The 13,214-nt window shown below is 60.3% G+C and carries 12 protein-coding genes; 7 read left to right on the top strand and 5 right to left on the bottom strand.

All coding sequences use genetic code 11. From position 1 onward, the window contains the following. Positions 1-26: 26 nt before the first annotated feature. Positions 27-998, bottom strand: coding sequence for a transaldolase (gene tal / locus HB680_RS29060; protein ID WP_213941756.1), 972 nt, complete (start codon positions 996-998; stop codon positions 27-29). A gap of 60 nt (positions 999-1,058) precedes the next feature. After that, positions 1,059-1,538, bottom strand: a complete 480-nt coding sequence (gene rpiB, locus HB680_RS29065) for a ribose 5-phosphate isomerase B (protein WP_213941757.1) — start codon at positions 1,536-1,538, stop codon at positions 1,059-1,061. A 270-nt stretch (positions 1,539-1,808) separates the two neighbouring features. Between rpiB and HB680_RS29070 the strand changes: the two genes are divergently transcribed. The 6 genes from HB680_RS29070 to dhaL are packed head-to-tail and all read left to right on the top strand — an operon-like array spanning position 1,809 to position 7,865. After that, complete coding sequence (locus HB680_RS29070) at positions 1,809-3,296, top strand: sugar ABC transporter ATP-binding protein (protein ID WP_213941758.1); 1,488 nt, start codon at positions 1,809-1,811, stop codon at positions 3,294-3,296. After that, entirely contained in the window at positions 3,293-4,294 is a 1,002-nt protein-coding gene (locus tag HB680_RS29075) for an ABC transporter permease (RefSeq protein ID WP_213941759.1), read from the top strand. Before HB680_RS29070 ends, HB680_RS29075 begins: the two co-directional genes overlap by 4 nt. A 44-nt stretch (positions 4,295-4,338) precedes the next feature. Next, entirely contained in the window at positions 4,339-5,361 is a 1,023-nt protein-coding gene (locus tag HB680_RS29080; protein ID WP_213941760.1) for a substrate-binding domain-containing protein, read from the top strand. A gap of 55 nt (positions 5,362-5,416) precedes the next feature. Then, on the top strand, positions 5,417-6,175 hold the full coding sequence (locus HB680_RS29085) for an SDR family oxidoreductase (protein ID WP_213941761.1): 759 nt from the start codon (positions 5,417-5,419) through the stop codon (positions 6,173-6,175). Positions 6,176-6,212: 37 nt separating this feature from the next. Further along, complete coding sequence (locus tag HB680_RS29090) at positions 6,213-7,214, top strand: dihydroxyacetone kinase subunit DhaK (protein ID WP_213941762.1); 1,002 nt, start codon at positions 6,213-6,215, stop codon at positions 7,212-7,214. Between the two features lie 3 nt (positions 7,215-7,217). Next, positions 7,218-7,865, top strand: coding sequence for a dihydroxyacetone kinase subunit DhaL (gene dhaL / locus HB680_RS29095; protein WP_213941763.1), 648 nt, complete (start codon positions 7,218-7,220; stop codon positions 7,863-7,865). A gap of 61 nt (positions 7,866-7,926) precedes the next feature. Here the strand turns inward: dhaL and HB680_RS29100 are convergent, their stop codons facing one another. Both HB680_RS29100 and HB680_RS29105 read right to left on the bottom strand, forming a co-directional pair. After that, positions 7,927-8,910: a sugar-binding transcriptional regulator gene (locus HB680_RS29100; protein WP_213941764.1), complete on the bottom strand. Its 984-nt coding sequence runs from the start codon at positions 8,908-8,910 to the stop codon at positions 7,927-7,929. Between the two features lie 75 nt (positions 8,911-8,985). Continuing rightward, the gene (locus HB680_RS29105; protein WP_213941765.1) at positions 8,986-9,918 is read right to left on the bottom strand and encodes a LysR family transcriptional regulator; all 933 of its coding nucleotides are present in this window, start codon (positions 9,916-9,918) and stop codon (positions 8,986-8,988) included. Positions 9,919-10,128: 210 nt separating this feature from the next. Between HB680_RS29105 and HB680_RS29110 the strand changes: the two genes are divergently transcribed. Beyond that, on the top strand, positions 10,129-11,328 hold the full coding sequence (locus HB680_RS29110) for a cation:dicarboxylase symporter family transporter (RefSeq protein WP_256735642.1): 1,200 nt from the start codon (positions 10,129-10,131) through the stop codon (positions 11,326-11,328). A 7-nt stretch (positions 11,329-11,335) separates the two neighbouring features. On the opposite strand, the gene HB680_RS29115 is transcribed toward HB680_RS29110, so the two are convergent. Next, the gene (locus tag HB680_RS29115; protein ID WP_213941767.1) at positions 11,336-13,177 is read right to left on the bottom strand and encodes a peptide transporter; all 1,842 of its coding nucleotides are present in this window, start codon (positions 13,175-13,177) and stop codon (positions 11,336-11,338) included. Positions 13,178-13,214 lie beyond the last annotated feature (37 nt).

Raw genomic sequence — 13,214 nt, forward strand, 5'->3', positions numbered from 1 at the left:
GGAATTCAAGATCTGTTCAGGCTGGTTCAAGCGACACCTCCGGCAAGTTTTTCCCGTAGCAACGTTTCAAGCTTCAACTGGTCCGCTTCAAAACCGCGGATGCCTTCGGCCAACTTTTCGCTGGCCATGGCGTCTTCGTTCATTTGCCAACGGAATTCGGCTTCGCTGAGTCGTCTCGGCAAGTCACCCTCGGCCTCGGCGCCATCGATCGGCACGGGTTTCAATTGACCTTCGGTGGCTTCAAGCGCCTCGAGCAAGGTCGGACTGATGGTCAGACGGTCGCAGCCGGCCAGCGCCCGGATTTCGCCGACATTGCGAAAGCTCGCGCCCATGACCACGGTCGGATATCGATGCTGGCGAAAGTACTGCAGGATGCGTTGTACCGATTGCACGCCCGGCTCTTCATCAGGCGCATAAACAGCGCCGGGATTGGCCTTGGTGTACCAATCGAGAATACGGCCCACGAACGGCGAGATCAGGTAGGCCCCGACTTCAGCGCACGCTCGTGCCTGAACGAAGTTGAAGATCAGCGTCAGGTTGCACTGCACGCCGTTCGACTCCAGCACTTTCGCGGCGCGTACCCCCTCCCACGTCGCCGCCAGTTTGATCAGGATGCGATCCCGACCGATGCCGGCCTGTTCGTACAACTCGACCAGGCGCCGGGCCTTGGCAATACTTGCCACGCTATCGAAGGAGAGCCGGGCACTCACTTCGGTCGACACTCGTCCCGGTACGAGCTCAAGAATCTGTTTGCCCATGGCGACCACCAAACGGTCGCAGGCTTCATCTATCGCGTCTTCGACGCTGACACCCAAGCCACGCACATCGGCCAGGATTTGATCGACCAGCGCGTTGTACTGGCCGGACTCGACCGCCTTCAAAATCAGCGAAGGGTTGGTGGTGGCGTCCTGAGGTGCAAAGCGGCGTATCGCGTCGAGATCGCCGGTATCGGCCACCACAACGCTGTGTTGTCTCAATTGTTCAAGCAGGTTGGACATTTTCTGGGCTCTTGTTGATTTGTGTTTCAGTCCCTGGCGCTTATCCCGACCGCCCGACCCTTATCGGGATGGCAAGTCCCGGTCGGCCTTCTCCACCGCCGTAATCCGCTCGACCTTCGGCCCGGAGCGCTCGGCTTCGAACTCGGACTCAAGGAAGATTTTGACGATGCTCTTGGCCAGCTCCAGACCGATCACCCGTGCACCGATGGACAGGATCTGTGCGTCGTTACTTTTGCGCGCGCGCTCGGCGGAATAGGTGTCGTGGGCCTGCGCGGCACGCACGCCCTTGATCTTGTTCGCGGAAATGGCCATGCCAATGCCGGTACCGCAAATCAGCACGCCCAGGCGATGTTCGCCAGCACTGACCGCGGTCGCCACGGCTACCGCGATATCCGGGTAAAGCACCGGGCTAGACGAATAGCAGCCGAAATCCTGAAGTTTGTAGCCCAACGCTTCGATATAGAGCTTGAGCAGTTCCTTGAGCTCGTAGCCTGCCTCATCGCAACCGATGGCCACAGAAAACGATTTGTTTGTTTCCATAACTTTTCCCTCCGCCGTCACGCAGAAGCGCCGACAACGATCAAATGATCATGCAATGAAATAATGCACAACCATTAGCCTGCTATAGGAACGCCTATGTCAAGTAATATTTTGAGCTTTTTTGCGCTAAAATCCACTCAACGACTAAAATAAAACAAAAGAATTGCAAGCATCGTTGACAGAATACGGTGAACTGATTTAAACATATGATCACTGACCGATCAGATGATCAGTTAGACCTAACAAGAAAATCAGCAAGAGGACACCCCGATGGCTACGCCATTACTGCTCCAGGCTGAACATGTCGCCAAAGCCTATGCAGGAATCCCCGCCCTGCGAGATGGGCGCCTCTCCCTCCGTGCCGGCAGCGTGCACGCCCTGTGCGGCGGCAACGGTGCAGGTAAATCGACATTTCTCAGCATCCTCATGGGCATCACCCAACGCGACGCAGGCAGCATCCTGCTCAACGGCAAGCCGGTGCAGTTCGATCGCCCCAGCGAAGCCCTGGCCGCCGGCGTGGCGATGATCACTCAGGAGCTGGAGCCCATTCCCTACATGACCGTCGCCGAGAACATCTGGCTGGGCCGTGAACCACGGCGCGCCGGCTGCATCGTCGACAGCAAGGAGCTGAATCGGCGTACTCGGGAACTGCTGCAAAGCCTGGAATTCGAGGTTGATGCGACCAGTCCGATGCACCGCTTGAGCGTGGCGCAGATCCAATTGGTGGAGATTGCCAAAGCGTTCAGCCATGACTGTCAGGTGATGATCATGGACGAACCGACCTCAGCCATTGGCGAGCGCGAAGCGGAAACCCTGTTCAAGGCCATCCGCCGCCTGACCGCCCGTGGCGCCGGAATCATCTATGTGTCCCACCGCCTCAGCGAGCTGTCGCAGATTGCCGACGACTACACCATCTTCCGCGACGGCGCCTTCGTCGAAAGCGGGCGCATGGCGGATATCGACCGTGCGCATCTGGTACGCGGCATCGTCGGCCAGGAGTTGCAGCGCATCGATCACAAGGTCGGTCGCGAATGCGCCGCGCAAAACTGCCTGGACGTTACCGGCCTGAGCCGTGACGGCGAATTCCAGGACATCAGCCTGCAACTGCGCCAAGGGGAGATCCTCGGCATCTACGGCTTGATGGGCTCGGGTCGCAGCGAATTCCTCAACTGCCTCTATGGCCTCACCGCACCCGACGCCGGCAGCGCCACGCTCCAGGGCCAGCCCCTGCCCATCGGCGTGCCGGCCGCGACCATTCGTGCCGGCATGTCGCTGGTGACCGAGGACCGCAAAGACAGCGGCCTGATACTCAGCGGCAGCATCATGGCCAACATCGCGCTCTCTGCTTATAAACAGCTGTCGAGCTGGTCGGTGATCAGCGCGCGCAAAGAAAATGAACTGGCCCGCAGCATGGTCAAGCGCCTGCAGATCAAGATCACCTCCCTGGACCTGCCCGTGGCCTCCATGAGTGGCGGCAACCAGCAGAAAGTCGTGCTTGCCAAGTGCCTCTCGACGCAGCCGATCTGCCTGCTGTGCGACGAGCCGACACGCGGCATCGACGAAGGCGCCAAGCAGGAAATCTATCACCTGCTCGATGAGTTCGTCCGCGCCGGCGGCTCGGCCATCGTCGTCTCTTCCGAAGCCCCGGAACTGCTCCATCTGAGTGATCGAATCGCGGTATTCAAGGGTGGCCGACTGGTCACCATCAGCACCGATACCGCTCTCTCCCAGGAAGCCTTGTTGAGTCTCGCCTCATGAACACCAAAACGCTTGCCACACCTGCCCCTGCTGCCCCGGTTTCCAAGACCAGCCACTCGACACGCGCCCGCCTGCGCTATGCCCTGGACCGCTTTGGCCTGCCGCTGGTTTTCATTCTGTTGTGTCTGGTCATGGCCTTCGCCAGTGAATACTTCATGACCTGGCGCAACTGGATGGACATTCTGCGCCAGACCTCCATCAACGGCATCCTGGCCGTCGGCATGACCTACGTGATTCTGACCAAGGGCATCGACCTGTCGGTCGGTTCGATCCTGGCCTTTTCCGGGCTGTGCAGCGCGCTGGTAGCGACGCAGGGTTACGGCTTGCTGGCGGCGGTCAGTGCCGGCATGTTCGCCGGCGCCATGCTCGGCGTGATCAACGGTTTCATGGTCGCCAACCTGACGATCCCGCCCTTCGTCGCCACCCTTGGCATGCTCAGCGTGGCCCGAGGCATGACCTTCATTCTCAACGACGGCAGCCCGGTCACCGATCTGCCCGAAAACTTCCTGGCTCTGGGCATCGGCACACTCGGCCCGATCGGTATCCCCATCATTATCTTCGCCGTCGTCGCCCTGATTTTCTGGATGGTGCTGCGCTACACCACTTATGGCCGCTACATCTACGCCGTGGGCGGCAACGAAAAAAGCGCCCGCACTTCCGGCATCGGCGTACGCAAGGTGACGTTCTCGGTCTACGTGGTTTCAGGCCTGCTGGCCGGCCTCGCCGGTGTGGTGCTTGCCGCCCGTACAACCTCCGCCCTGCCCCAGGCCGGCGGCTCCTATGAACTGGACGCCATCGCCGCCGTGGTGATCGGCGGCACCAGCCTCTCCGGTGGCACCGGCAGCATCGTCGGCACCCTGTTCGGCGCGCTGCTGATCGGCGTCATCAACAACGGTTTGAACCTGCTCGGTGTGTCTTCCTATTACCAACAAGTCGCCAAGGGTTTGATCATCGTACTTGCGGTGCTCATCGATGTCTGGCGCAAGAAAAAACGTTAAGCCGTATCACCCAACCAATGACTAAAACAATAAAGGAGTTACCCATGAAGCTTTCCACTAAAAAAGTCGGCAAATCTCTCGCGGCGTTGGCGGCTGTTTCCCTGCTCAGTAGTAGCATCGCGTTTGCTCAGGATAAGACCTACAAAATCGGCGCTGCGGTGTATGGCCTCAAGGGCCAGTACATGCAGAACTGGGTCCGTGAAATCAAAGAACACCCGGCGGTCAAGGACGGCACCGTGCAACTCACCGTGTTCGATGGCAACTATGACGCCATGACCCAGAATAACCAGATCGAAACCATGGTCACCCAGCATTACGACGCGATCATTTTCGTGCCGATCGACACCAAGGCCGGCGTCGCTACCGTGACCCAGGCGCAAATCAGCGGCGTCCCGGTCATCGCCTCCAACACCAAGGTGGCCAGCGCCAACGTTCCTTTTATCGGTAACGACGACGTCGAAGGTGGCCGCCTCCAGGCCCAGGCCATGGTCGACAAATTGCATGGCAAAGGCACCGTGGCAATCATCCAGGGCCCTATCGGCCAGTCGGCACAGATCGACCGGCAAAAAGGCGAAATCGAAGTCCTGCTGAAAAATCCGCAGATCAAGATCATTGAGATGAAGACCGCCAACTGGTCCCGCGCCGAAGCCCTGACACTCACCGAAGACTGGCTGAACGCGCACCCCAACGGCGGCATCAACGGCATCATTTCGCAGAACGACGACATGGCCCTCGGCGCCCTGCAAGCCATCAAGTCCCGTGGACTGTCGCCAAACGATGTTCCAGTGACCGCCATTGACGGCATGCCAGATGCCATCCAGGCCGCCAAAAAAGGCGAAGTCATCACGTTCCTGCAAGACGCCCAGGCCCAATCCCAGGGTGCTCTCGATATCGCCTTGCGCACCTTGGTAGGCAAGGATTACAAACCTCAGTCAACCATCTGGGAACGCTATGCCAAAGACGTGAAATGGGGTGAAGGTACGGATAAGGTGTACATCCTGCCGTGGGTGCCGGTCACCAGCAGTAACGCCGACGCCTTGTACGCCCAGGTCACCGGAAGCAAGTAAGCGTTTATCCAACTAGAGAACCCGGGCCGAAACCGGCCCGTACGGAGTGCATGAAATGTCCAATTTCTGGAACCAGGCGTTCGACCTCAACGGCCGCTGCGCCGTGATCACCGGCGGTGCTGCCGGTATCGGTCTGGCCTGCGCCAGCCTGCTGGTGGAGCGCGGCGCCAAAGTGGCCCTGCTGGACCGCGATCCGGCGGTGGTCGAGGTGGCTGCCAGCCTCGGCGCCGGGCATGTCGGCCTGGCCGTCGACCTGCGTCAACTGGATCAGGTGCAAGCCGCGGTTGACCAGGCCGCTGCGCAGCTCGGTCGTCTTGATTTCCTGGTCAACAGCGCCGGCGTGGCGCTGCTGGACAAGGCTCTGGACGTTAACGAGAACGCCTGGGACACGACGTTGGACATCAACCTCAAAGCCAGTTTTTTCGTGGCCCAGGCCTGCGCTCGACACATGATCGAGCAAGGCTCGGGACGTATCGTCAACCTCGCCTCCCAGGCCGCCGTAATCGGTCTGGACCGGCACGTGGCCTACTGCGCGAGCAAGGCCGCCGTGGTCGGCATGACCAAGGTCCTGGCCATGGAATGGGCGCCACACGGCATCAACGTCAACGCTGTCTCGCCAACCATCGTGGAAACCGCCCTGGGCAAAAAAGCCTGGGCCGGTGAATTGGGCGAGCGCGCCAAATTGCAGATCCCGATCGGACGGTTTGCCCAGCCCGAGGAAATCGCCGGCCTGGTGCTTTACCTGCTCAGCGACGCGGCCAAGATGATCACCGGCGAAAACGTGGTCATCGATGGCGGCTACAGCATTCAGTGATCGGTCTTAACACTACAAGAACAAGGAAACACACTTCATGAATCGAGTCATAAACGATCCGGATCAGGTGGTTGAGGACATGCTCAAGGGCATCCTCGTGGCGCACCCGGAACTGGCCCAGTACGAGGCCAATCCGCGAGTCATCCGCAAAAGCAAAACCTCACCGGCGGGCCAGGTGGGTATCGTCACCGGTGGCGGTTCCGGTCATGAGCCGGCGTTTCTCGGTTATGTCGGCCCGGGCCTGGTTGACGCGGTCGCGGTCGGCGAAATCTTCTCCTCGCCGACGGCCAAGAGCTTCTTCGATGCCTTCCGCGCCGCGGATCAGGGCGCCGGCATCGCGTGCCTGTATGGCAACTACGCGGGCGACAACATGAACGTCAAGCTGGCGATGAAAATGGCCGCCAGCAAAGAGATGAACATTCGCACCGTCGTGGCCAACGACGACGTGGCTTCCGCGCCTCCCGCTGACATTGCCAAGCGACGTGGCGTCGCCGGCGAGATCTTCATGTGGAAAGTCGGTGGCGCGGCCGCTGCCAAAGGCTACGACCTCGACGGCGTGATTCGCGTCGCGCAAAAGGCTGTCGACCAGTGCCGCTCCATCGGTGTCGGCCTCACCCCGTGCATCATCCCGGCAGTCGGCAAACCGAACTTCCAGATTGCCAACGGCATGATGGAACTGGGCATCGGCCATCACGGTGAGCCGGGCATCGAAGTGATCCCGGTCGAATCCGCCGCGGTCATGGCCGAGCGCATGCTCGCGCCGATTCTCGCCGACCGCGATTTCAGCCAGGATGAAAGCGTCGTGGTGCTGGTCTCCGGGCTGGGCGCCACGCCGGTGATGGAGTTGTACATTTTCTACGCCGAAGTCGAACGCCTGCTCACGGCCAAAGGCCTGCGCGTTCATCGCTGCTATGTCGGCAATTACTTCACGTCGCTGGAAATGATGGGCGTCACCCTGACCCTGCTCGGGCTCGACGCGGAACTGACAACCTTGATCGATCAACCGTGCCGCTCCATCGGCATGTCCCAGTCGGAGTGAACCATGAGCCAGCATTTCTCGAGTAGCAACGGTAGCGCCATCGTGGCCAACCTGGTCTCGATCATTGTCGCCAACCGCGAGTACCTCAGCGAAGTCGACGGCGCCATCGGTGACGGCGACCACGGCATCAACATGGCCAAGGGTTTTGCCAGGTGCGGCAAGAGCCTTGAAGGTCGCCAACTGTCCCTGGCCGAAGCCCTTGACGAGTTGACCCTGGCGCTGATGGAAGGTATCGGTGGCTCGATGGGGCCACTCTACGGCAGCCTGTTCATCGGGATGGCCGACGAAGTGCGCGGTCGCGAACAGATCGACGCGGCGAGCTTTGCCAGACTGCTGCGCGGTGGCCTGACCTCGCTGCAAGACATCACGGATGCAGGGGTCGGCGACAAGTGCCTGATGGACACGCTGATTCCATCGGTGGAAGCCTTCGAGCGCGCCGTGGCTGAGGGTGCCTCGTTTGGTGAAGCCCTGCGCCTGATGAAAATCGCCGCCTCCCAGGGCCGGGATTCCACCCGGGATCTGGTGGCAAAAATCGGCCGCGCCAGTCGCCTGGGCGAGCGGTCACTGGGCGTGCTGGATGCCGGTGCGGTGTCGTGCTGCCTGATCCTCACCAACCTCGCCGAATCGGTAGAAGCACAACTGCAGCACTAATCCCGCCTGTCCCTTCCATCCGGTACGTAGGGCAACGACCGGATGGCATGGGCTGTTTTCCTCAGGTCAGCTTGCGCGTTGCATCATCCAGTGCCAGTACCGTGTAAGCATTGGTCACCGTCGTCGCCAACGTATTGATCACCCCCGAACGCAAGGCCCCCAGCGTCGCCGCTGCCTTGGTGTTTTCGCTGGCAATCGCCACCACATCGGGAATACGCACCAACTCCTGCACCGACAAACCGATCACCCGCCCTTGCAGGGCGTTGACCGCCGGTTGCCCGTGAATGTCGATAAAGTCGTAACCCATCATGTCACCGACCGTGCCGGACAGTCGCGCCTGGGCAATTTCCTGGGGCGAGAACCAGCCCATGCGCACCATGTTGCTGTTCTCGCTCATGTCACCGATACCGATCAATGCAATATCGGCGCGACGGGCACGGTCCAGGGTCGAACGCACGGTATCGTTGTTGATCAGAATGCTGCGCAACTCCGGATTGGCCACCAGGGCGGGCGCGTAGAGCGTTTCGCTTTCCGCCCCGAAGCGCAAGGCCAGGCGCCGGCAAATATGGTCGGGGTTCATGTATTCGCCGGCCTTCAGCGAACCACCGATGGCGCAGACAAACGTGCAGTTGCGCGTCACCGGCAAAAATACATTCTCGGCCACGGCCCCGACGTTGCGGCCCATGCCGACGGCGACAATCATCCCATCGCTCAAGGTCTTGTTCAGGTAGTTGGCCACGAGGCTGGCAACCGCCGAACGCTGTGTGTCGGGGTCGCCATGATCGACGGCAATCAGCGCCCGATCCAGTTGGAAGCGCTCGACCAGTTGCTGTTCCAATTCATTGTTCAGCGCAGGATGCTGCAGTACACGCACCTCGACAATGCCTTCATCACGCGCGCGTTTGAGCAGCCGACTCACCTTTACCCGGGACAAATCGAAGCGCTTGGCGATCGCCTCCTGAGTGATGTTATCGAGGTAATAAAGCATGGCCACTTCAGTCATCAGATCGATGTCGCTGGCTGCACGCTGCGTACTGTCAGTCATGTGAGCTTCCGTTTTCGCAACAAAAAACCATTCTCCCTACTCAGCACCGGCCAAGTCCAGCGGCGAATAGCAAATTCAGCTCGATGCGATACGTTTTGCCAGGTCGATAAAGTTGCATAGGATCGGCCCCTGCTCTTCACGCCGGCACATCAGGGTGATGGGCGCCAACAATCGCGGTCGTGAGTTGATACGGCAATAGACCACGGACTCGCGATGAAAGCCGTTCATTGACGCGGGCACCACGGACACCCCTGCCCCCGCCGCCACCAGGCTGATGTTGGTCAACATGCGCTCGACTTCGAAGGCAATCTTGGGCGTGAAACCCGCGTTTTCGCAGGCCTCGATCAGCTTCGAATACATCCCCGTGGCGCCACTGCGGCGAACGAGAATGAACGGTTCCTCGGCCAGGTGCTTGAGCGCGATAACAGGCATCGAGTCATCGCCGTCCTCACCCTTCTTTTTCCGCGCGCGCTCCAATAACGGATGGCCCACCGGAAGAACCAGCAGCATGTCCTCCTCGAACAACTGATAAAAGGTCATTTCGTGGGGTTGGCTCACGGGCGCTCGCAGGATGCCGATATCAAGCTTGCGCTGAACCACGTCGTCGGTCAGTTCCCGGGCACTGCCCTCGTTGAGCAACAAGCTGACGCCCGGGTACGCCTCGCGATAGGCGCGGATGATCCGTGGGATCAACGGGTGCGCCGCCGCCGAACTGGTGAAGCCGATCGACATCGTGCCCTCATACCCTTGGGCGGCCTTGGCCGCACGCCGCGCGGCATCTTCGACCCGGTTGAGAATATCCCGAGCTTCCTGCAGGAAAATCAGCCCTCCGGGCGTCAGGTCGACACCTTTGGGATGGCGCCGAAACAGGTCGAATCCGAGCTCGCTTTCCAGGGCGCGGATCTGCTGGCTGAGCGGTGGCTGCTGCATGTTCAGGCGAACGGCCGCGCGAGTGAAATGCTGCTCCTCGGCGACCATCAGGAAGTAGCGCAAATGTCGAAGTTCCATAGAGCCCTGAAAAGGTGAGATCGATCGGGATGCGCCGGGTAAAAAGCGCCGAAACCATTAGACGAAACGACGCCCATGACTGTAATAACTCGTTACACTACAGGCTACAAAAAAGCCCGCCACCGACGTCCTTCCGGTCAACGGCGATTACGTTGCGAGGAGTCGTCATCCCCCATGCATCGCCGTTTTTTCAATAGCAGCGTCACACAAATGTTAGTCGCAATTGTGTGCGGTCTGGCACTGGGTTACGCGCAACCGCACATGGCGGTCACCCTCAAGCCCATCAGCGAAAGCTTCATCAAACTCATCGGCATGAACATCAACGTGATGGTGTTCGTGCTGGTCGTGTCGGGCGTCGCCAACCTGCATGATCAGCGTCAGTCTGCACGAATCGGCGGCAAGGCCGTGGTCTATTTCCAGGTCATGGCGCTGCTCTCGCTGCTGGCCGGGATGATCGTCACACTGGTGCTGCAACCCGGCACCGGGCTGGCGCTGGATGACAGCGAAATGACCCAGCTGGTACCCGACAATATTCACGATCCGTTCCAGTTCAGCCGTTTTATGCTCGACATGATCCCCTGCTCTTTCGTCGCGCCCTTCACCCAGGCCAGCACCCTGCAAGTGCTGTTTCTGGCCGTGTTGTTTGGCATGGCCCTGGCACGCAGTGGCCAGCACGGTGTGCCGTTGCGCCGGGGTATCGAAATCCTTGCCCAGTTGATGTTCAACATCATGGCCATGATCCTCAAACTGGCACCGCTGGCCGCCTTCGCCACGCTGGCCTATACCATCGGCCGATACGGCCCGTCGTCGATCCTGCCGCTGGCAAAACTGCTGTTGACCCTGTACGTGGCCTGCGCACTGTTCATCATCATCGTGTTCAGTTGCGTGACGCGATTTGCCGGGGTGCGCTTGTCGAGCCTGTTGCGCTACATCAAGGAAGAAATATTGCTGGTGTTGTTCACCACCTCGTCGCTGGCCGCGCTGCCCTCGCTGATCGTCAAGATGGAGCGCCTGGGCTGCGCGCAAGGCATCGTGCGGCTGGTCCTGCCCGCTGGCAACGCGCTCAACCTCAACGGCACCAATATCTACCTCACCGCCAGTGCACTGTTTATCGCCCAGATCGCCCAGGTGGATCTGAACGTCGGGCAGCTCATCACGTTGCTGATGATCGCGATGCTGACCTCCAAAGGCGCGAGCGCCGTGACCGGTTCGTCGTTCATCACCCTGGCCGTGACCCTGACTGCGCTGCAGATCGTGCCGCTCGACAGCGTCGCCCTGCTGCTGAGTATCGAACGGCTGATGAAATGCCGCTCGCTGACCAACCTGATCGGCAATGCCGTGGCTTGCCTGGCCGTCGCCCATTGGGAAAAGGCCATTGACCGGGAACGCTTGCAGCAGGAGTTGGGCTGACCCCCTGTCAACGCAGTTCATTCAACAGCGCCTCGCTCAATGCCTGCGCACGCCCGGAAAACAAGGTACGCAGTGGCTCGTCGGTTGCCAGATGCCGATACAGGGTGGCCCGCTCCGCATAATCGGTGGCCAGGCGTACGGCGGCCTGCACGTAATCTTCCCGCGTCTGCGCGATGGTCCATTGCGGGAGTCCGACGCGCCTGAACAACCCTTCATCAATGTGTTCGAACACCTGCGGACCGGTCTTGCACACCCCTGGCAGGCCGACCGTCAGTGCGTCGATGATGCCGTTGGTATTACCAAACGGAAACGGACTGAGAAACAGGTCGCAGCGGTTGAGAATAGCCATGTAATCCGGGTACGCCTGGTGCGGATACACCGTTGCATCGTGCACGCAGCGTTCAACCAGACGCAGTAACTGTGGGTACAGCAACCCTTGGGCCTGCCCGACCAGAAAATGGTAGTGCACCCGCTTCCCCGACTGCTGCAAAGTGCGTGCGGCAATGATCTGGCAAGCCGCCAGAAACCCCGGGTTGAGTTTCATCGTGGTCGCCGCCACGGCGATATGCACCACCGAGCCGTCTTCGCGCGTCAGCCGCGGCAGGTTCACGGCGATGGCCGAGGGACGGTAAGGCTGCCCGTCGGCGGGCAAGCGCAGCAGACGCTCGGTGAAACAGCCCGGGTCGCCGACGAAGTCATCCTCGACACTGATGCAGTCGATATGACGCGAGCCGGTGGTCGCCGGATGCCCCAGTGCCGCGACTTGCAGCGGTGCAATCCGCAGATTGCTGGCGAACAGGGTAATCAGGAACATGCCGACGCTGGGCATGTAGAACACGTGCGGCTGCCGCGCCTGGGCCAGATCGCGCAACTGGCCGAGGCAGGCGAACAGATCATCCGGTTCGGCGAACTCGACAAACTCGTCGAACACCTGGCGCCCCAGGTCATCGACATTCGCCCCGTAGCCGATGCCCACCACGTGAAAATCCCGCCGCGCTGCTTCCAGCGTCCGCGAATGGGTGCGATAGATTGAGTGCCCACCAGAAAACCACTCCACCAATACGAGCATCAGCGGTTTTTTCGCGACGCTGTCGACGGCGCCCCGATTCACCGGCAGGTGATGCAAACCGACACTCTCCAGCTTGCGTTCGATCAAGCGATTGATCGAGGCCTTGATCCGGTGCCGCTCGGGCAGGTCCGCATAACTGCAATGCATGTAAACGTCGTGCAACACACCGATCGGCAGCCCATCAAGGCTGTCGATCTGGTCCAGGCGATCCGGCAGCCAGGCCAGCAAGGCCTCGCGTTTGGAGTGCGCGGCGGGCGTACCGAGAAAGCGTGGCGACAGCAACGCCATGAACAGCGCGGCGGCCAGCGCGGGGTTGCGCGCCCATAGCAACTCGACGTCCAGCGGCAGTTCGGACTCCGGGGAATAGAGGATGCAGAACTTCACCAAATCCTGTTCCGCAAGCCGATAGTCATCGGCGTTATGCCCCAGCAGATTCAGCGAACGCAGAATGTGGTCGCAGTTGACAAAAGCACTGGCCGCAAACAGGGATGACAGCCAGCGCTGCAAGTTAATCAGTTGGCCAAAGCCGTCCGGGCTGATATGAAACCCGGGGTCGGAAAACAACGCGGTGATGGCGCTGGTCAGCCGCGTCAACACGTGGTTTTCCAGCTCGCCCGGCGAAATGGCGGGCGACACGCTCAGTGAGAACTGTTCGGACAATTTGCCGTAGTTGCGGTCGATCAGTTGCAGCAACCGGACCAGATCGCCGGCAGCCGCCTCATGGTCACGGGTGTAACAACGGTATTCGAACTGTTCCAGGGAAAACACTTGATCGGTCATCGCAAACGCCAGGTTGAGAATGGACGGTTACAGTCGC

The sequence above is a fragment of the Pseudomonas sp. dw_612 genome, from assembly GCF_018449725.1.
GTDB lineage: Bacteria > Pseudomonadota > Gammaproteobacteria > Pseudomonadales > Pseudomonadaceae > Aquipseudomonas.

Bases quoted from the DNA above. Each gene is read 5' to 3' on its own strand.
- tal (WP_213941756.1), bottom strand. From the start codon at position 998: ATGTCCAACCTGCTTGAACAATTGAGACAACACAGCGTTGTGGTGGCC.
- rpiB (WP_213941757.1), bottom strand. From the start codon at position 1,538: ATGGAAACAAACAAATCGTTTTCTGTGGCCATCGGTTGCGATGAGGCA.
- HB680_RS29070 (WP_213941758.1), top strand. From the start codon at position 1,809: ATGGCTACGCCATTACTGCTCCAGGCTGAACATGTCGCCAAAGCCTAT.
- HB680_RS29075 (WP_213941759.1), top strand. From the start codon at position 3,293: ATGAACACCAAAACGCTTGCCACACCTGCCCCTGCTGCCCCGGTTTCC.
- HB680_RS29080 (WP_213941760.1), top strand. From the start codon at position 4,339: ATGAAGCTTTCCACTAAAAAAGTCGGCAAATCTCTCGCGGCGTTGGCG.
- HB680_RS29085 (WP_213941761.1), top strand. From the start codon at position 5,417: ATGTCCAATTTCTGGAACCAGGCGTTCGACCTCAACGGCCGCTGCGCC.
- HB680_RS29090 (WP_213941762.1), top strand. From the start codon at position 6,213: ATGAATCGAGTCATAAACGATCCGGATCAGGTGGTTGAGGACATGCTC.
- dhaL (WP_213941763.1), top strand. From the start codon at position 7,218: ATGAGCCAGCATTTCTCGAGTAGCAACGGTAGCGCCATCGTGGCCAAC.
- HB680_RS29100 (WP_213941764.1), bottom strand. From the start codon at position 8,910: ATGACTGACAGTACGCAGCGTGCAGCCAGCGACATCGATCTGATGACT.
- HB680_RS29105 (WP_213941765.1), bottom strand. From the start codon at position 9,918: ATGGAACTTCGACATTTGCGCTACTTCCTGATGGTCGCCGAGGAGCAG.
- HB680_RS29110 (WP_256735642.1), top strand. From the start codon at position 10,129: ATGTTAGTCGCAATTGTGTGCGGTCTGGCACTGGGTTACGCGCAACCG.
- HB680_RS29115 (WP_213941767.1), bottom strand. From the start codon at position 13,177: ATGACCGATCAAGTGTTTTCCCTGGAACAGTTCGAATACCGTTGTTAC.